This window comes from Halopseudomonas yangmingensis (genome assembly GCF_900114825.1).
Taxonomy (GTDB): domain Bacteria; phylum Pseudomonadota; class Gammaproteobacteria; order Pseudomonadales; family Pseudomonadaceae; genus Halopseudomonas; species Halopseudomonas yangmingensis.
Map to the genome: position 1 here is coordinate 197,669 of NZ_FOUI01000003.1, position 18,071 is coordinate 215,739.

Annotated in this window: 19 protein-coding genes; 13 read left to right on the top strand and 6 right to left on the bottom strand. The window is 60.9% G+C overall.

The window, feature by feature from the left end:
• Positions 1 to 3: 3 nt before the first annotated feature.
• From narH to BMZ23_RS05055, 7 genes are all read left to right on the top strand, one after another.
• Positions 4 to 1,542 carry a nitrate reductase subunit beta gene (gene narH / locus BMZ23_RS05025; protein WP_093473543.1) on the top strand — a complete coding sequence of 513 codons (1,539 nt, stop codon included), beginning with the start codon at positions 4 to 6 and terminating at the stop codon, positions 1,540 to 1,542.
• Between the two features lie 2 nt (positions 1,543 to 1,544).
• Positions 1,545 to 2,279 (top strand): nitrate reductase molybdenum cofactor assembly chaperone, encoded by a 735-nt coding sequence (gene narJ, locus BMZ23_RS05030; RefSeq protein ID WP_093473545.1) that lies wholly within the window; start codon positions 1,545 to 1,547, stop codon positions 2,277 to 2,279.
• Between the two features lie 9 nt (positions 2,280 to 2,288).
• Positions 2,289 to 2,969 (top strand): respiratory nitrate reductase subunit gamma, encoded by a 681-nt coding sequence (narI, locus tag BMZ23_RS05035; protein ID WP_093473547.1) that lies wholly within the window; start codon positions 2,289 to 2,291, stop codon positions 2,967 to 2,969.
• Between the two features lie 190 nt (positions 2,970 to 3,159).
• On the top strand, positions 3,160 to 3,978 hold the full coding sequence (locus tag BMZ23_RS05040; protein ID WP_093473549.1) for a peptidylprolyl isomerase: 819 nt from the start codon (positions 3,160 to 3,162) through the stop codon (positions 3,976 to 3,978).
• Between the two features lie 13 nt (positions 3,979 to 3,991).
• Positions 3,992 to 4,984: a GTP 3',8-cyclase MoaA gene (moaA, locus tag BMZ23_RS05045; protein ID WP_093473551.1), complete on the top strand. Its 993-nt coding sequence runs from the start codon at positions 3,992 to 3,994 to the stop codon at positions 4,982 to 4,984.
• Between the two features lie 147 nt (positions 4,985 to 5,131).
• On the top strand, positions 5,132 to 5,341 hold the full coding sequence (locus BMZ23_RS05050; protein WP_093473553.1) for a cysteine-rich CWC family protein: 210 nt from the start codon (positions 5,132 to 5,134) through the stop codon (positions 5,339 to 5,341).
• Positions 5,334 to 6,092: a pseudouridine synthase gene (locus tag BMZ23_RS05055; RefSeq protein WP_218143566.1), complete on the top strand. Its 759-nt coding sequence runs from the start codon at positions 5,334 to 5,336 to the stop codon at positions 6,090 to 6,092. Before BMZ23_RS05050 ends, BMZ23_RS05055 begins: the two co-directional genes overlap by 8 nt.
• An 86-nt stretch (positions 6,093 to 6,178) precedes the next feature.
• Here the strand turns inward: BMZ23_RS05055 and BMZ23_RS05060 are convergent, their stop codons facing one another.
• From BMZ23_RS05060 to BMZ23_RS05070, 3 genes are all read right to left on the bottom strand, one after another.
• Positions 6,179 to 6,538, bottom strand: a complete 360-nt coding sequence (locus BMZ23_RS05060) for a YbaN family protein (protein ID WP_093473555.1) — start codon at positions 6,536 to 6,538, stop codon at positions 6,179 to 6,181.
• A 26-nt stretch (positions 6,539 to 6,564) separates the two neighbouring features.
• On the bottom strand, positions 6,565 to 7,260 hold the full coding sequence (locus tag BMZ23_RS05065; RefSeq protein ID WP_177197221.1) for a Crp/Fnr family transcriptional regulator: 696 nt from the start codon (positions 7,258 to 7,260) through the stop codon (positions 6,565 to 6,567).
• A 192-nt stretch (positions 7,261 to 7,452) separates the two neighbouring features.
• Positions 7,453 to 8,628, bottom strand: coding sequence for an NnrS family protein (locus BMZ23_RS05070; protein WP_093473559.1), 1,176 nt, complete (start codon positions 8,626 to 8,628; stop codon positions 7,453 to 7,455).
• Between the two features lie 145 nt (positions 8,629 to 8,773).
• Here BMZ23_RS05070 and BMZ23_RS05075 point away from each other — a divergent pair, with 145 nt between their 5' ends.
• A complete protein-coding gene (locus BMZ23_RS05075) occupies positions 8,774 to 9,208 on the top strand; it encodes a hypothetical protein (RefSeq protein ID WP_093473562.1) in 435 nt (144 codons plus the stop codon).
• Positions 9,209 to 9,246: 38 nt separating this feature from the next.
• On the opposite strand, the gene ytfE is transcribed toward BMZ23_RS05075, so the two are convergent.
• Positions 9,247 to 9,924 (bottom strand): iron-sulfur cluster repair protein YtfE, encoded by a 678-nt coding sequence (ytfE, locus tag BMZ23_RS05080; protein ID WP_093473564.1) that lies wholly within the window; start codon positions 9,922 to 9,924, stop codon positions 9,247 to 9,249.
• A 295-nt stretch (positions 9,925 to 10,219) separates the two neighbouring features.
• Between ytfE and norR the strand changes: the two genes are divergently transcribed.
• The 3 genes from norR (at position 10,220) to BMZ23_RS05095 (ending at position 13,984) form a co-directional block, all read left to right on the top strand.
• Complete coding sequence (norR, locus tag BMZ23_RS05085) at positions 10,220 to 11,746, top strand: nitric oxide reductase transcriptional regulator NorR (protein ID WP_093473566.1); 1,527 nt, start codon at positions 10,220 to 10,222, stop codon at positions 11,744 to 11,746.
• A 163-nt stretch (positions 11,747 to 11,909) separates the two neighbouring features.
• Positions 11,910 to 13,292 (top strand): oxygen-independent coproporphyrinogen III oxidase, encoded by a 1,383-nt coding sequence (gene hemN / locus BMZ23_RS05090; RefSeq protein WP_093473568.1) that lies wholly within the window; start codon positions 11,910 to 11,912, stop codon positions 13,290 to 13,292.
• 77 nt (positions 13,293 to 13,369) lie between these two features.
• Positions 13,370 to 13,984, top strand: coding sequence for a LysE family translocator (locus tag BMZ23_RS05095; RefSeq protein ID WP_177197222.1), 615 nt, complete (start codon positions 13,370 to 13,372; stop codon positions 13,982 to 13,984).
• A gap of 31 nt (positions 13,985 to 14,015) precedes the next feature.
• Here the strand turns inward: BMZ23_RS05095 and BMZ23_RS05100 are convergent, their stop codons facing one another.
• Both BMZ23_RS05100 and BMZ23_RS05105 read right to left on the bottom strand, forming a co-directional pair.
• The gene (locus BMZ23_RS05100) at positions 14,016 to 14,462 is read right to left on the bottom strand and encodes a GNAT family N-acetyltransferase (protein ID WP_093473570.1); all 447 of its coding nucleotides are present in this window, start codon (positions 14,460 to 14,462) and stop codon (positions 14,016 to 14,018) included.
• A 170-nt stretch (positions 14,463 to 14,632) separates the two neighbouring features.
• Positions 14,633 to 15,892 (bottom strand): 6-phosphofructokinase, encoded by a 1,260-nt coding sequence (locus BMZ23_RS05105; RefSeq protein ID WP_093473572.1) that lies wholly within the window; start codon positions 15,890 to 15,892, stop codon positions 14,633 to 14,635.
• 203 nt (positions 15,893 to 16,095) lie between these two features.
• Here BMZ23_RS05105 and mpl point away from each other — a divergent pair, with 203 nt between their 5' ends.
• Entirely contained in the window at positions 16,096 to 17,457 is a 1,362-nt protein-coding gene (gene mpl, locus BMZ23_RS05110) for a UDP-N-acetylmuramate:L-alanyl-gamma-D-glutamyl-meso-diaminopimelate ligase (RefSeq protein WP_093473574.1), read from the top strand.
• Positions 17,450 to 18,058 carry a flavin prenyltransferase UbiX gene (locus BMZ23_RS05115; RefSeq protein WP_093473576.1) on the top strand — a complete coding sequence of 203 codons (609 nt, stop codon included), beginning with the start codon at positions 17,450 to 17,452 and terminating at the stop codon, positions 18,056 to 18,058. The genes mpl and BMZ23_RS05115 overlap by 8 nt, the downstream gene beginning before the upstream one ends.
• Positions 18,059 to 18,071 lie beyond the last annotated feature (13 nt).

Genomic DNA, 18,071 nt, shown 5'->3' on the forward strand with positions numbered 1-18,071 from the left:
GCCATGAAAATTCGTTCACAAGTGGGCATGGTGCTGAATCTGGACAAGTGCATCGGCTGCCATACCTGCTCGATCACCTGCAAGAACGTGTGGACCAGCCGTGAAGGCATGGAATATGCGTGGTTCAACAACGTCGAGACCAAACCCGGTATCGGCTACCCGAAAGAGTGGGAAAACCAGGACAAGTGGAAGGGCGGCTGGGTCCGCAACAAGGATGGCTCGATCAATCCGAAGATTGGTGGCAAGTTCCGCGTGTTGGCGAATATCTTCGCCAACCCGGATATGCCGACCATCGACGACTATTACGAGCCGTTCGACTTCGACTACCAGAACCTGCATACCGCGCCGATCAGTCAGCACCAGCCGGTTGCCCGTCCGCGTTCGGCGGTTTCCGGCAAGCGCATGGAGAAGATCGAGTGGGGCCCGAACTGGGAAGAGATTCTCGGTACCGAGTTTGCCAAGCGCCGCAAGGACAAGAACTTCGACGCCGTACAGGCAGATATCTACGGCCAGTACGAAAACACCTTCATGATGTACCTGCCGCGCCTGTGCGAGCACTGCCTGAACCCGGCCTGTGCTGCAGCCTGCCCAAGCGGTGCGATTTACAAGCGTGAAGAAGACGGTATCGTCCTGATCGACCAGGAAAAGTGCCGCGGCTGGCGCATGTGTATCAGCGGCTGCCCGTACAAGAAGATCTACTTCAACTGGAAGAGCGGCAAGTCCGAGAAGTGCATTTTCTGCTACCCGCGTATCGAAGCCGGCATGCCCACCGTGTGCTCGGAAACCTGCGTAGGTCGTATCCGCTACCTCGGCGTGCTGCTCTATGATGCCGACCGCATCCATGAGGTGGCGAGCACCCCGAACGAGAAGGATCTGTACCTGAAGCAGCTGGAAATCTTCCTCGACCCGCATGACCCCAAGGTGGTCAAGCAGGCGCTGGCCGATGGCGTGCCGATGTCCGTGATCGAGGCGGCCAAGCAGTCGCCGGTATACAAGATGGCGGTTGACTGGAAGCTGGCGCTGCCGCTGCACCCGGAATATCGCACCCTGCCGATGGTCTGGTACGTGCCGCCGCTGTCGCCGATCCAGAACGCTGCCGAGGCTGGCAAGGTGGGCATGAACGGCATTCTGCCGGACGTTGACAGCCTGCGGATTCCGCTGCGCTATCTGGCCAACATGCTGACTGCCGGTGATGAAGAGCCTGTCAAACTGGCCCTCAAGCGTTTGCTGGCGATGCGTGTCTACAAGCGTTCGCAGCAGGTGGATGGCGTGGAAAACCTCAAGGCACTGGAAGAGGTGGGCCTGACCAGGGCGTTGGCCGAGGACATGTACCGCTACCTGGCCATTGCCAACTATGAGGACCGCTACGTGATCCCCAGTGCGCACCGTGAAGAAGCCATGAGCGAAGCCTTTGCCGAGCGTAATGGCTGCGGCTTCAGCTTCGGCAGCGGCTGCAGTGGCTCTTCCGACGTCAACATGTTCGGTGGCAAGAAGGCCACTCGTCGTGATGTGCTGAAGACCGTCCAGCTCTGGGAGGAATGAGCATGCGCATTCTCAAGGTGATATCGCTGTTGATGGATTACCCCGAGGCCGCCCTTGTGGCGGCCCGGGACGAGCTCGCCGCGGCGATTGACGCGGCGCGCGAGATCAGTCCTGAGCAGCGTCAGGCCCTTGGCGAGCTGCTTCAGTACCTGTCCCGTGGCGAGCTGATGGACGTTCAGGAAAACTACACCGAGCTGTTCGAGCGCGGCCGCTATCTGTCACTGCTGCTGTTCGAGCATGTGCATGGCGAATCGCGTGATCGTGGCCAGGCCATGGTTGACCTGATGGCCCAGTACGAAGAAGCCGGCTTTGCCATTGGTGTCAAGGAGCTGCCTGACTATATCCCGCTGTATCTGGAGTATCTGGCCAGTCGTGAGGATATCGAAGCGCGCGAAGGCCTGGCCGATGTCGAGCACCTGCTGGCCCTGCTGGCAGCCCGTTTGCAGGAGCGTGAGAGTCCTTACGCGGCCTGTTTTACGGCGCTGCTGCAGATTGCCGGAGCCGATCCGCAGCAAGCCCTGGGCGAGTTGCGCGAGAAGGTGGCCGCCGAGGTGCCGGACAACAGCCTTGAGGCGCTGGACAAGGAATGGGAAGAGGAGCAGGTAACTTTCCTGAATGGCGACAGCCAGGGTGACTGCGGCGTTTCGCGTAGCCCCGGCAAGGCCCGCGAAGAAAGTGCTGTTCCTGTGCACTGGGTAGATTTCAACAACAGCGCCGTGCCGGCGAGCAAGGCGTAGGAGGCAGTGATGTCCAACTTCAATTTTCTTCTGTACGGGGTTTATCCCTATATCGCTCTGGCTGTCTGCATTATCGGCAGCTGGGCGCGTTTTGACCTGTCGCAATACACCTGGAAGGCGCATTCCAGCCAGTTGATGCAGACCCAGGGCATGCGCATGGCCAGCAACCTGTTTCATGTCGGCATTCTGCTGATTCTGGGCGGTCACTTTGTTGGTCTGCTGGTGCCCGAGTCGATCTATCACCATGTCATCAGCACTTCCGGCAAGCAGCTGGTAGCGATGATCGTTGGTGGTATCGCTGGCCTGATGTGTCTGGTGGGTCTGGTCATGCTGCTGCATCGCCGGCTGACCAACCCGCGCGTACGTGCCCAGTCGAGCTTCTCCGACATCATGATCCTCTGGGTTCTGCTGGCGCAGTTGCTGCTGGGGCTGGCTACCATTCCGGCTTCTGCCGGTCATATGGATGGCTCGGTGATGGTGATGCTGGCCAACTGGGCCCAGTACACCGTAACCTTCCAGCCGGTGATGGCGGCGGCGTCGATCGAGCCGGTCAGCCTGGTCTACAAGCTGCATGTATTCCTTGGCCTGACGCTGTTCGTACTGTTCCCGTTCACCCGTCTGGTGCACATCATCAGTGCTCCGGTATGGTATCTGGGACGCCGTTACCAGATTGTCCGCCAGAAGGGCTGAGCCGTTTGCGTCCGGTCGGGGAGCTATCTCGATCGGACGCTGGCGCACAAAGGAATTTCTGAAAATGCCGTCATTCCCGCGCAGGCGGGAATCCAGAGTTTTCGAATTACCTGGGCTCTCGCCTTCGCGGGAGTGACGATTCACGGCTTTCTTTAGAATATCCCTAATTTTCGCAATACAGGATTCCCCCATGAACAACTCAGCCATCATCGCCACCAGTGAACGCCCGGAGTGGCCCGACGTACGGGTCAATGGCGTAGCGCTCGATCCGCAGGCGATTGCCAGGGAAATGCAGTACCACCCCGCCGAGAACCGTGACGATGCGGTGTATCTGGCTGCCCAGGCACTGGTGATCCAGACCCTGTTGGAACAACGGGCTTCAGCCCTGGGCCTGAATGTTGAATGTCACGAAGGGGAAACTGAACACGACGCGCTGGTACGCTGCCTGCTGGAGCGCGAGGTGCAGATCCCGCTGGCTGACGAAGACAGCCTGCAGCGTTTCTATCAGGCCAATCAGGCGCGTTACCAGACCGCACCACTAGTGGCGGCCCGGCATATACTGCTGGCGGCGGCTCCGGATGACGAGATCGAGCGCAGCCGTTTGGGTGAGGCCGCGGCAGAAATCATCCAGCAATTGAAAGCCAATCCGGATCGCTTTGCTGATCTGGCGAAGCGTCATTCCGGCTGCCCGTCGAAGGAGCAGGGTGGCGCACTGGGCCAGATCAGCAAGGGCCAGACGGTTCCAGAGTTCGAGCGACAGTTGCTGCGTCTTGAAGAAGGCCTGTGCGAGCGTCCGCTGGAATCCCGCTACGGGCTACACATAGTGTTTGTCGATCAGCGTATTGACGGCCGTCAGTTGCCCTTCGAGATGGTGCGTGATGCCATTTCTGAAGAGCTGGATGGACGCGTATGGCAGAAAGCTGTGGTGCAGTATCTGGAAACCCTTATCGGTGAGGCTGATATCAAGGGTATCCAGTTGCGTGCCGCCGATTCACCGCTGGTGCAATAACGAGGAGATGGCCATGGCCGAACAACAGCTGATCGACGGACTGGGGCGGCGCATTGATTATGTGCGCCTGTCGGTGACCGACCGTTGTGATTTCCGTTGTGTCTATTGCATGGCCGAGGACATGACTTTCCTGCCGCGTCAGCAGGTGCTGACGCTGGAGGAAATCGAGCGACTGGCCGGTATTCTGGTGGCTCAGGGTGTGAAGAAAATCCGCCTGACCGGCGGCGAGCCGCTGGTGCGTCAGGGCATAGTTGACCTGTGTTCGCGCATCAGTGCGCTGCCGGGGCTGCGTGAACTGGTGATGACCAGTAACGGCTCGCAATTGGTCAAGCTGGCCAGGCCGCTGGCCGAGGCAGGCGTCAAGCGGCTGAATATCAGCCTCGACAGCCTGGATGCCGAACGCTTTCGCGCCATTACCCGTACCGGCGAGTTGCAGCAGGTGCTGGATGGCATCGAGGCGGCACGCGAAGCCGGTTTCCAGCGCATCAAGCTGAATGTGGTGGTGATGAAGGGGCGCAATGCCGATGAGGTGCCGGCACTGGTCGACTATGCCCTGCAGCGTGGTCTGGATATCAGTTTTATCGAGGAAATGCCGCTCGGCCATGTCGGTCGTTCGCGTGCCGAGGCGTTTTGTTCGAGCGACGAGGTACGCGAGATCATCCGCCGCTCGCATGTACTGATCGACAGTGCCGAACAGAGCGGTGGCCCGGCCCGTTATATGCGTGTTGAAGGCTATCCGGACAGCCGCATCGGTTTTATTTCACCGCACTCGCACAATTTCTGCAGCACCTGCAACCGCGTACGGGTGACCGCCGAGGGCCGGCTGCTGCTGTGCCTTGGGCATGAGAATTCGATCGACATGCGCGGCCTGTTGCGCCGTCATCCGACCACTGACACCCCGGTGCTGGAGGCCCTGCAGGCCGCCCTGCAACGCAAGCCGGCGCGCCATGAGTTCGATGTCAACGAAGTGCAGGTGGTGCGTTTCATGAATGCCAGTGGCGGCTGAGGCCGCTGCCAACCACTATCTCTCCCTTTGGGCCGCTGCTGCGGCCCGTTTTTTTCAGGTGCATGGTATCTTCCGTTGCTTCGTTGAATTGAAAGCCATCTGATTGCAAAATGCCGCGCAGATCATGATCAATCGGAAGGCAGTTCCATGAAGCCACAGTCTGCGTTGCACTGCCCGCTGTGCGGTCAGCCGAATCAGTGTGCCCCGGCCCTGGCCGGGAGTTTCGAGGTCGATTGCTGGTGCCGCCAGGTCAAGGTTGAGACGGCGCTGCTGCAGAGCGTGCCGGAGCAGCAGCGCGGCTGTGCCTGCCTGTGTGCGGTCTGCATTGCGGCGGCTGAGCAGGCTGGCGATGACTGAGACGTTGGCCAATCCACTGCGCGAAATTTTCCGTGATGGCTGGTTGCTGGCGGTGCACAAGCCGGCCGGCTTGCTGCTGCACTGCAGCCCGATTGATCGGCACGAGACCGAGTTTGCCTTGCAATATGCCCGGACGCTGAATGGCGGGGCGCATGTCTATCCGTTACACCGACTGGATCGTCCGACCTCCGGGCTGCTGCTGTTTGCCCGCGATGCGCAGACCGCCAGTCTGCTCGGCAAGGCATTTATGGCCGGCGAGGTACACAAGGAGTACCTGGCGCTGGTGCGCGGCTGGCCGGCGGAGCAAGGGCTTATCGAGCACGCCCTGCGTGAGCAGGCGGTTGACCGGCGTTGCAAGGAGGATCCGCAGCCACTGCGCGAGGCCAGTACCAGCTTCCGGCGGCTGGCGACCACTGAGCTGCCGGTGGCTATCGAGGGTTATCCGTGCAGCCGCTACAGCCTGCTGGCGCTGACCCCGCACAGCGGGCGCAAGCACCAGTTGCGCCGGCATATGCAACACATCAGTCATCCGATTATTGGTGATACCAATTACGGGAGGACTCGCCACAACCACTATTTTGCCGAGCGTTTCGGCGGCGGCCGGCTGATGCTGGCGGCCACCGGTATGGGCTTCGTACATCCGCACACCGGGCAGCCGATGCAGTTGCGAGCCGCGCCAGAGGAGAGCTTTATGCGGGTATTGTCGATTTTTCAGCAGGGCTTGCCGGTTGATCTGTCAGATAAGGCCTGATCAGCTCGAGTGCCGTGCACAGCCCGCTATCCGCCAGCGGATACCGGGCTGTGCTGATAGGTGTCGTTGCGTGATGCTTGTTGTGTTCAGGCTTCCGGGCGGCGCCACAGCCAGAGGGCGACTAGTGGCAGGAACAGGCTGAGGGCGATACGCAGCCAGTGCGGGGCAGGCAGTAGCCAGATCATCAGCAGGCTGCTGGCCATCAGCGCGCTGGCCAGCCATTTGGCCTGGCGTGGCACCGCCCGGCTGGTGCGCCAGTGATGGATGCTCGGGCCATAGGTCGGGTGTGCCAGCAGACGGGCTTCCAGGCTGGGCCAGCCGCGTGAGCCGGCCCAGGCAGCGACCAGCAGGAAGGGGGTAGTCGGCAGGCCAGGCAGCAATACGCCCAGCGCGCCGAGCCCCAGTGACAGTGAAGCCAGCGCGCGCCACAAGAGTCGTATCAGCATGCGTCACTCCCGGCTATCGGGTAGCCTTAAGCCTCAGCAGAAAACTCGCTGAGCAGCCGGCTTACACTGGGAATGGTGATGTGCCGGCCACGGCTTTCAATCAATCCATCACCGCGCAGGGTAGCCATCACGCGGGACAGGGTTTCCGGCTTGATCGACAGACGGGCGGCGATCAGGCCCTTTGGCAGCATCAGGTCCATCTCCACGCAATCCTCGGTGCGATCCTTGATCTGGCTGACCAGATACAGGGCAAAACGTTGGGTGGCGTTCTGCAGCGTGAGGTTTTCCAGCTCATCCAGACGTTGGTGAAGGCGAATGCTCAGATGGCCAAGCAGATGCAGGCAGATTTTCGGATAGCGTTCCAGATAATCCAGCATCATGCGGTTGGAAAAGCTGATCAGTTTCACTGCATCCAGTGACTCGGCGCACACTGGATACAGCGGCTTGTTCATGAACATCACCGCCTCGGCGAAGGTGTGCCCGGGCTGGATGATTTCGACGACCTTTTCCTTGCCGTCAGCAGAAATCCGGAAGAGTTTGACCTTGCCCTCCAGCACCAGAAAAAAACGCTCGGCGGTGTCGCCCTGGCGCAGAATCAGGTGTTGAGGGTGATGTTCCCGGTACTGCGCTTCCGAGAGCAGCTCATCCTGTATCTCCGTGCTGAAACCGGAGAACATCGGATGCATCAGGACTTGCGTGCGTTGTTCCTTGCTGAGGGTCATGTTAAGGCCCGTGTGCGTCTTCATGATTGTGGTTTTGATGTCCGTCAAGCACATCCTAGAGATGGCCCGAAATTTCGTCCAGCGCTGCGACGAAATCAGGTCCACACCGTCTGCGATTGCCGCTACGCCAAGCCTAGCACGGTCCGTCGTGCAGAAGGCTGGCTGCGACAATACGCAGCAATATTGTGTGGTTTATCCCGGGCGGCCATCAATGCGCATGCGCGTCAGCATCGGGGCGTAATGCCAGAGGAACAGACCGAAAGCAATGCCCCAGCAGATGGCAGCTACCCAGTAACCGGGCTGGGGCCAGACGCTGGTCAGCCAGACACGTGCCGGTACGGCCAGGTTAATGAACAGGAATGCCACCGACATGCTGGCAGGGGGTTGCAGGGGTCGGCCGGTATGGCCCAGGGTGACCCGTGCAGTCATTGCCAGAATCAGCCCGCTCATGCTGCCGATTGCCAGCAGATGGGTGGCCTGACTGAAGCCGATTGACCAGCCAAGATGCCAGCAGGTCATGGCCAGCAGTGCAATCACCAGCCAGGCGTAGGCCAGATGCAGTGACCATAGCAGGGGTACCTGCCACAGGCCGCGATCATGCCAGCGCAGCAGGCGTACGCCATGTCCGGCAGCCAGCAGGGCGTACAGCGGGGCTTGCCAAAGCTGTTGCTTGAGGCCAAAGCCGGACAGCATCAGCAGAGACAGTACTATGCTGCCAACCAGCAGGGCGTTGTCCAGCCATTCTATCGGTTGGGGTTGTGTGTTGCGTCCCAGCCCGCGAGAGGTGAAGAAGGGAATCACTCGGCCGCCAATCAGGCTCATCAGCGCCACCACCAGCCACAGGGCGCCTTGCGAACCCTGGCGCAGCAGGCTGTAGTCGCCCTGTTGCAGGCCGATCAGTGCCACCAGGTTGGCTACGGCCAGCAGTGCCAGCACCAGTACTATGGGGTAATTGCGGGTCTGTTTGACCTTGCCCAGGCTGATCGCCATGGAAATGGCAACTGCCGGGAAAAATGCCAGATCCAGCGGGATCAGCAGCCAAAGCGGAGCATTCAGCAGCCAGGCCAGACGTGCCGCCAGCCAGATACCCGCCAGCAACGCCAGGGGGCGGCCAGCCAGCCCGGGTACGCCGGTCCAGTTTTGCACGGCGGTCAGCAAAAAACCGGCAACAATAGCGCCACCAAAGCCGAACAGCATTTCATGCTGATGCCAGATCAGCCAGCCACCGGCTGGTTGCAGACCGCCAAGATGACCAAAAAAACCGGCAATCCATAGCGGAATGGCAAGGGCAGCATAGAGGGCGCCGCCGAGAAAGAATGGCCTGAAACCCAATTGCAGCAGGGCAGCAGGTTTGGATGAAGCGTGCATGGTCTACTCCAGCAGCCGGAACTCCGGCACGGGTGGCTCGGCATGAGCCCTGTGGGTGTTTGCGATCCGTATTTCAGCCGCGCACGGGCGCTGCTGCACAGGTCGTTATCGGGTATTCTGACACTTTTGCGGGTCCGAGGTGAGCATGTCCTATCTGTTGATCAAAACGCTGCACCTGCTGGCAGCTATCGCTTTTATCGGTACGCTGTTCTTTCAGGTGGCGATACTCGGTGCTTCCCGTCACGCCCTGGATGAGTCAGACAGGACGCGCCTGTCGCAGGCGTTGGGCAAGCGCGCCAGACATGTCATCCATATTGTGGCCCTGGTGCTGTACGGCTGCGGCATCCTGCTGGTGTGGCCTTACCGGCAGTTGTTGAACGATCCCTTTGCCAGTAATTTCGCGCTGTTGTTGAGCCTGAAGATTCTGCTGGCCGTGCTGATTGTCGGGCATTACGTGCTGCTGATTGTGTTGCGCATGCGCAATGCGGCAGGTGAGCGTGGTATGCGTCTGATCAATCTGAGTCTGCTCCTGCATGCCGTGCTGCTGGTGGTGTGCGCCAAGGCGATGTTCGTACTTTGACCTCGGGTGGCGGGTTATCCCCGCCACCGCAGCACAGATCAGCTCCAGGACGGACGAGGGCTGCTGGCAAACAGGATGTTGTTTTCTAGATGGATATGATCCATCAGGTCCTGGCGCAGTTCCTGTAATCCGAGATAGAGCGCCTGCCAGGTGCGGCAGGCCCCTTCGGGCGGACAGGCATCGTTGCTCAGGCGTTGCAGTTGTGCCAGTGCTTCCCCGTGTTGGTCATGCTCGAAACGCATCACGCTGATGGGGCCGCCGGCCATGGCGATCTGGCCACGAGCGAGCATCGGAAACAGAATCTGTTCCTCCTTGAGCATATGGCTTTCCAGTTCCTGCAGCATGTCGCTGAGGTGATCGGCCAGCCCGTGCGGGCATGCCGGGTGATCGTTATGTACCTGCTCGACCTTGCGTGCCAGACGGATTAGTTCCGGTAGCTGCTCGCGATGGCGGTCGTGATAGCGTTGCAGCAGGTGCTCGATCAGTTCGCTTTCGCTGGCTTGGGTCCAGTCGCGACCGCTGCCGGGCTGCTGTTCCAGTGATTGCAGCTGTTTGATGATCTGTTGGGGATCCAGACCCTTTTCAGCGGCGGCTTCGGCGAGGCTGTGATGGCCACCACAACAGAAGTTCAGATTGTGCTGGTGGAAAACACCGGTAGCACCGGGAATTTGGGTGGCGAGGGTGCCAAGGCTGCTTTTCAGGTAATCGATGTGCATGCAAAAGCTTCCAGTGTAGGTCGTTGGATGACAGGGCTGCTCTCTACACAGCAAGCAGCGTGCCAGCGTGGAAAGCAGAGGCAGATAGGTGTGTTGTGACCGAATCCTGCGACATCTGGTCGCTATGGCTCTGCTGCGGGCCTTTGCCCGCCTGGCTTGCCGCTCATCAAGGGGCTCCTGCCAGCTTCCGGCAAGCCGGGTTTCATCAAGTCTGGTTTTCTGTTCAGGCTTTACATGGGTTTAATCTACCCGTAGGATTTCGGGTCAGAGATACCTTTAAAGGGTTTTTTATACCATGCTTGAAACCCTGCTGATGGCAGACCTTGTTGCTGAATTGCCAGCTGCCGTGCGTTTGCAGCGGCTGGTGCATAGCCTGCGCAACCATTTTCGTTGCGGCGCCGTGGTGCTGCTGCAGCATGGAGATGACTGCCTGCGTCCGCTGGCAGCCGTGGGGCTGGTGCAGGAGGCTCTGGGTCGGCGCTTTGAGACCGCCCGCCACCCGCGGCTGGCTGCCTTGCTGTCACGTCGTGAGCCGACCTGGTTTGACCCGGGCAGTCCGTTACCCGACCCCTACGACGGGTTGCTCGATGACTCGCCCGGGGAGCCGCTGCCAGTGCATGACTGCATGGGCGTCAGCCTGTACGTGGAAGGCCGGATCTGGGGGGCGCTGACACTGGATGCGCTGGAGGCAGGAACCTTTGACGAAGCAGCACGCCTGGAGTTGCAGCGGCTGGTGCCTATGGTCGAAGCCTTTGTACGGGTTACCCGTCTGGAGCAGGAAAACCGCAGCCTGCGGCTGTCGCGCAGCCACGAAGGCGAGGCGCCTGTCGAGGTAGACGAGCAGGGCATCATCGGTCGCAGCAAGGTGATTACTACCCTGCTGGATGAGTTGAGAGTAGTGGCAGAGTCAGACCTGCCGGTGCTGTTATCCGGTGAGACAGGCGTCGGCAAGGAGTTGTTTGCCCGCTGGTTGCACCGCAATTCCCGACGTTCCGCCAAGCCGCTGGTGCATGTGAACTGTGCGGCCCTGCCCGAGAGCCTGGCGGAAAGCGAGCTGTTCGGCCATGTGCGTGGCGCCTTCTCCGGTGCCAACACGGATCGCAGTGGGCGCTTTGATGCGGCCAACGGTGGCACCCTGTTTCTGGACGAGGTGGGCGAGTTACCCTTGAGCGTACAGGCCAAACTGCTGCGTGCCCTGCAGAACGGAGAAATCCAGCGTTTGGGGGCTGACAAACCGCTGCGCGTGGATGTCCGCATTGTGGCGGCGACCAATCGTAATCTGGCCGACAGTGTTGCCAGTGGTGATTTTCGCGCCGACCTGTATCACCGCCTGTCGGTGTATCCTGTGCCCATCCCGCCATTGCGTGCGCGCGGCAACGACATTCTGTTGCTGGCCGGACATTTTATGGAACTTAACAGAAGTCGGCTGGGTGTGCGCAGCCTGCGCCTGTCAGCAGACGCCGAGCAATTGCTGCTCGGTTACAGCTGGCCGGGCAACGTGCGCGAGCTGGAGCATGTGATCAGCCGTGCGGCACTCAAGGCGATTGGCCGGCATGGCCAGCGTCAGGCGATTCTGACGCTCGACAGCTCGCATTTGGATATTAGTGCTGTCGCCCAGCCTGAAGGGATGGCTGTTGCAGCGCCGGTCGCCCTCGCGCCACGTCCGCTGATGCCGTTGCGCCAAGCAGTGGATGCCTGTCAGCGTGAGCAGATCGTACTGGCTCTGGAGCAGGCCGAGGGCAACTGGGCCTCGGCAGCGCGTTTGCTGGACGTGGATTCCAGTAACCTGCACAAGTTGGCGCGCAGGTTGGCAATCAAATGATCACGCAGCCAAAACCCTATACGTTGATGTGCATCAAAGTACCCAGGCCACTCTGTCAGCAGACTTGGCCCATTCGAACAGACGCAGTGCCGCCGGCGATGGAACCGGCAGCGGCCACCAGACGCCTGCCAGTTTTTAACAGCCTTTTTGCGGAGTCATGACCATGTTCAATCCGATTCAGTGGGATGCCGAGCTTATCCGTCGCTACGACAAGGCCGGTCCCCGATATACCTCCTACCCGACCGCTGTGCAGTTCCATGACGGCATTACCCCGTCCGACCTGCTGGCGGCGCTGGATAAATCTTGCGAGCAGCGCACCCCGCTGTCGCTGTATATCCACATCCCGTTTTGCGCGAACATTTGCTACTACTGCGCGTGCAACAAGGTGATCACCAAGGATCGCAGCCGTTCACAGCCGTATCTGGATAGCCTGTACCGTGAGATCGACCTGCTCAAGTCGCACGTCAGCCCCGAACAGCAGGTTGAGCAGTTGCATTTGGGTGGCGGCACGCCGACCTTCCTGAGCAATGAGCAGTTGCGTGAACTGCTGCTGAAGTTGCGCGAATCCTTCAGCCTGCGCAGCGATGACGGTGGCGACTACAGCATCGAAATCGATCCACGCGAGGCCGACTGGGCGACCATGGGCGTGCTGCGTGAAATCGGTTTCAACCGCGTCAGTTTCGGCGTGCAGGATCTGGACCCCGAGGTGCAGCGCGCGGTCAATCGGCTGCAAAGTTTCGAGCAGACCGAGGCGGTGATGAAGGCGGCGCGTCAACTGGGCTTCCGCTCGATCAATATCGATCTGATCTATGGCCTGCCGAAGCAGACGCCGGCGGGCTTTGCGAAAACCCTGGAGGCGATCATCGCCCTGCGCCCCGATCGCCTGTCGATCTTCAACTACGCGCACCTGCCGGAGCGCTTCAAGCCGCAGCGGCGGATCAACGCCGAGGATCTGCCAAGCCCGGCAGACAAGCTGCTGATGTTCGAGAACAGCATCCGCCAGATGGCCGAAGCCGGTTATCGCTATATCGGCATGGATCACTTCGCGCTACCCGACGACCTGCTCAGTCAGGCCCAGGACAATGGCGAGCTGCAACGCAACTTCCAGGGCTACACCACCCACGATCATTGCGATCTGCTGGGCATGGGCGTGTCTTCGATCAGTCAGGTGGGTGATCTGTTCTGCCAGAACACCGCCGACGTCAACCTGTACCAGGAAACCGTCGACAACGGCCAGCTGGCAGTACGCCGCGGGTTGATCCGCAACGCCGATGACCGCCTGCGGCGCGCGGTGATCACCCAGCTGATCTGCAATTTCCGGCTGGCCTTTGCCGATATCGAGCAGCGATTTGCCATCGATTTTCGCAGCTACTTCGCCGATGCCTGGCCGCTGCTTGAGCAGATGCACCGCGACGGCCTGATCCGTCTGGATCAGCAGGGTATCGAAGTGCTACCGGCTGGCCGCTTGCTGGTGCGTTCGGTGTGCATGGTGTTTGATGCCTACCTGGCAGCGGACAACCAGCAGCGCTTCTCGCGTATCATCTGAATCTGTTGTCCGACCCGTATGATGGCGCCGGTCAGTTCCGCTGACCGGCGCCATGCATTTTGTCGAGGGGATTGTCCGTGAGTCTGAGTCTGTGGTTGTCGCTGGTGGCAGTCTGTGCCCTCGGGGCGATGTCACCCGGCCCGAGTCTGGCGCTGGTGCTGCGGCACACACTGGGTGGCGGCCGCGCCAGCGGTGTCAGCGCCGGGGTCGCGCATGCCTTCGGTGTAGGCGTTTATGCGCTGTTGACGGTCTGGGGTCTGGGCGCACTGATGGCCCGTCAGCCGCTGCTGTTCCAGCTGATCAGTTGGGCCGGCGCGGCCTATCTGGCCTGGCTGGGAATCCAGGCGCTGCGCAGCCGTCCGGGTGAGTTCATCGAGCCGCAGCAACAGGCCACGGCCAGGCTGCGCGCTGCCCGCGATGGGCTGCTGGTGGCCTTTGGCAACCCCAAGCTGGTGGTGTTCTTTGTTGCCCTGCTCAGCCAGTTCGTCACTCCGGATCTGGGACTGGCCGGCAAGCTGATCATCGTGCTGACCGCCATGCTGATTGATGCCAGCTGGTACGTGCTGGTGGCGCTGACGCTGTCCAATTCTCGCATTCTGCCGTTGGTACGGCGCCAGGCACACTGGCTGCAGCGCCTGACCGGGGTGGTCTTGCTGGGCCTGGCGCTGCGGGTGGTGTGGGGTGTGCTGTAGCGCAGCCCGGCTGCGCTCCGCCGGAGAGGGCTCAGAGCTTCAGGGCGAAGTAGCGGAAGTCCACGTCGTCGGTAAAGCCCAGTGAGCGGTACAGGCTCTGGGCAACATCGTTGGTTTCACCGGTCATCACCGTCATGCGCTTGATGCCGGCGGCACGGGCCATGTCTTTGGCATGATTGATCAGGTTGTCACCGACCAATTGGCGGCGGGCTTCCTCGATCACATAGATGCCCTTGAGCACCCAGCTGGGTGCCAGTGTCAGTGCCGAAAAGCTGGGGATGAATTGGCAGAAGCCCAGCACCTTGCCACTGGTCTCGTCTTCGGCGACCAGAATGATGGCCTGTTCGTGCTTCAGGCGGTCTTCAAGAAAGCGACGGGATGCCTCGGGCTTGGGCAGTTGGCCGTAGAATTCGCGGTACTTGATGAACAGCGGAGTGATTTCGTCAAGGCGCTCAGCACCGGCCTGCACAATACGCATACGCTTTCCTCATTTTCAGTCAGAGTGTGTCTGATGCCGTTATAGCAGTCAGACATGACAAATCGTGCCTCAGCGCGAGACATTCTTCAAGCAGCAAGCAGTGGCGCTGAATGCGGGAGTGGGTCGATGGATAGCTCTGGCCGGAGGTTCCCGGCCAGAGTAGAGCAAGATTACACAGAGAAGGGCGGCAGCTTGCGCTCGATGCTGTGGTTGCCCAGACGCACATAGTCGGGCAGACCGTTCTTGAACGGCGGGTAGTCCTCACCCTGGATCAGCGGCGACAGGTAGGTACGGCAGGCGTCGGTGATATGGAAGCCGTCCTCGGTAATAAAGTCGCGCGGCATGAACTTCTCAACGTTGGCCACGTCCTTCAGCGGAGCCTCGATGATGTCCCACTGGTAGGGTGCATCCTGCAAACGGCGGATCGCTGGCATTACCGAGTTCTTGCCTTGCAGGGCGATGTTCACCGCTGCCTGGCCCAGTGCATAGGCCTGCTCGACATCGACTTTGGAGGCGATGTGGCGGGCGGCGCGCTGCAGGTAGTCAGCCACTGCCCAGTGGTATTTGTAGCCCAACGCATCCTTGACCAGCTTGGCTACGGTCGGTGCCACGCCGCCCAGCTGGGCATGGCCGAAGGCGTCAGTCAGGCCGGTTTCCGAGAGGAACTTGCCGTCGCTGTTCTTGATGCCCTCGGAGACGCCAATCACGCAGTAGCCGTAGGTCTTGACGCATTCATCGACCCGGGCGAGGAATTTGGCCTGGTCAAACTGCACCTCGGGGAACAGCAGGATGTGTGGCGGCTGGCCTTCACCTTCGCTGGCCAGGCCGCAGGCGGCAGTGATCCAGCCGGCGTGGCGGCCCATCACCTCAAGGATGAATACCTTGGTTGAGGTGGCGCCCATCGAGGCGACGTCGAAACCGGCCTCGCGGATCGAGGTGGCGACGTACTTGGCCACCGAGCCAAAGCCCGGGCAGCAGTCGGTGATCGGCAGGTCGTTGTCGACGGTCTTGGGAACATGGATGGCCTGGATCGGATAACCCATGGTTTCCGCCAGCTGCGAGACCTTCAGGCAGGTGTCGGCGGAGTCGCCGCCGCCGTTGTAGAAGAAGTAGCCGATATTGTGCGCTTTGAACACCTCGATCAGTCGCTCGTACTCGGCGCGGTTGGCTTCCAGGCTCTTCAGCTTGTAGCGGCAGGAGCCGAAGGCGCCGGACGGTGTGTGGCGCAGGGCAGCAATGTTCTCTGCCGATTCCAGGCTGGTGTCGATCAGGTCTTCGGTCAGCGCACCAATGATGCCGTTGCGGCCGGCAAATACCTTGCCGATACGATCCGGATGCTGGCGGGCAGTTTCGATGACGCCGGCGGCGGAAGCGTTGATCACGGCGGTGACACCACCGGACTGGGCATAAAAGGCATTCTTGACGGTCATGCGGACTCCACGGAAGGCAAATGGAACAGGCCCCGAAATCTGTCGGGGCCAACAATGGCGCGCATGATAGCCGAAAGCCGGACGCTTTGCATGGGCAGCGGACGGGCGTGCTAAGATCCCGGGTTTATAAAAGCTGCTGAAAGCTGGAAAGCTGGAGCGGCGGTTTTCGCCTGAACCCTAATCAGTGAACAGGAGTTCTTTCGTTGCATCTGCATATTCTCGGTATCTGCGGCACCTTTATGGGCTCGCTGGCGTTGCTGGCGCGGGAGCTCGGGCATCGGGTGACCGGCTCGGATGCCAATGTCTATCCGCCAATGAGTACCCAGCTGCAGGCGCAGGGGATCGAGTTGATGGAGGGCTATGACCCTGCTCACCTGCAACCGGCGCCGGATCTGGTGGTGATCGGCAATGCCCTGTCGCGCGGCAATCCGGCGGTGGAGTATGTGCTGGATCAGGGTTTGCCCTATGTCTCCGGGCCGCAGTGGCTGGCTGATCATGTGCTGCAGGGGCGCTGGGTGCTGGCGGTGGCTGGCACCCATGGCAAGACCACTACCTCCAGTCTGCTGGCGTGGATTCTTGAGCAGGCTGGCATGGCGCCGGGCTTTCTGATTGGCGGGGTGCCGCAGAACTTCGGGATTTCCGCACGGTTGGGCGAGACGCCTTTCTTTGTGGTTGAGGCCGACGAATACGACAGCGCCTTCTTCGACAAGCGTTCGAAGTTTGTGCATTACCGCCCACGCACCGCCATCCTGAACAATCTCGAGTTTGACCATGCGGATATCTTTCCTGATCTGGCCGCCATTGAGCGGCAGTTCCATCACCTTGTGCGGACGGTGCCGGGTTCCGGATTGATCATCCATCCGCAGGCCGATGTCGCCCTGCAGCGGGTGGTCAGCATGGGCTGCTGGACACCGCGGCAGACCACCGGGGAGGGCGGCGACTGGCAGGCGCGGCTGTTGTCCGCCGATGGGTCACGTTTCGAGGTATGGCTTGCTGGAGAACTGCAGGGCGTGGTCGAGTGGGCCCAGACCGGGGCGCACAGCGTGGCCAATGCGTTGGTGGCACTGGCTGCCGCCCGGCATGTTGGCGTTGCTCCGGCGCAGGGGATTGCTGCGCTGGGCAGCTTTGCCAGCGTCAAGCGGCGCATGGAGCTGCTCGGCGAGGTCAATGGTATTCGTCTGTATGACGATTTCGCTCACCATCCGACGGCGATTGCCACCACCCTGGCCGGTTTGCGCGCACAGATCGGTGATGCTCCGCTGTTGGCAGTGATCGAGCCGCGCTCGAATACCATGCGCCTTGGCAGTCACAAGGCAGCGCTGGCCGGCTGCGTGGCGGATGCCAGCGAGGTGGTCTGGTACCAGCCGGAGGGGCTCGACTGGTCGCTGCAGGACACCGTCGCCCAGAGTCCGGTGCCGGCGTCATTGCAGGGCAGTATTGATGCAGTTATCGATGCGGTGCTGGCCCGTGCCACCCCCGGGACCCGGGTGGTGATCATGAGCAATGGCGGGTTTGGCGGTATTCACGGCAAGTTGCTGCAGGCTCTGGAGGCACGTCATGCCTGAACGTCGGCGGGTTACCCTGGCCATCACCGGGGCCTCGGGTGCGCAGTACGGCATGCGCCTGCTGGAGTGCCTGCTGCGTGCCGATGTTGAGGTCAGCCTGATGATTTCCCAGGCGGCGCAGTTGGTCATGGCCACCGAAACCGACTGGCAACTGCCGCCCAAGCCGCAGGCGCTGCAGGCTTTTCTCGCGGAACATTTTGCCGTGCCCGAGGGTCAACTGCGGGTCTATGGCAAACAGGACTGGATGGCGCCGCCGGCCTCGGGCTCGGGCGCGCCGTCGGCCATGGTGGTGTGTCCCTGTTCCACCGGAACCCTGTCGGCGATTGCCTGTGGTGCCAGCAATAATCTGATTGAACGGGCCGCCGATGTGGCGCTGAAAGAGCGCCGGCAACTGATACTGGTGCCGCGTGAATCACCCTATTCGCAGATCCATCTGGAAAACATGCTCAAGCTGAGCCGCCTGGGTGCGCTGATACTGCCGGCCAGTCCGGGGTTCTACCACCAGCCGCGCAGCATCGCTGATCTGGTCGATTTCGTGGTGGCGCGTATCCTCGATCAGCTGGGTATTGAACAGCAATTGCTGGCTCGCTGGGGTGAGTGAGCCAGTCGCAATT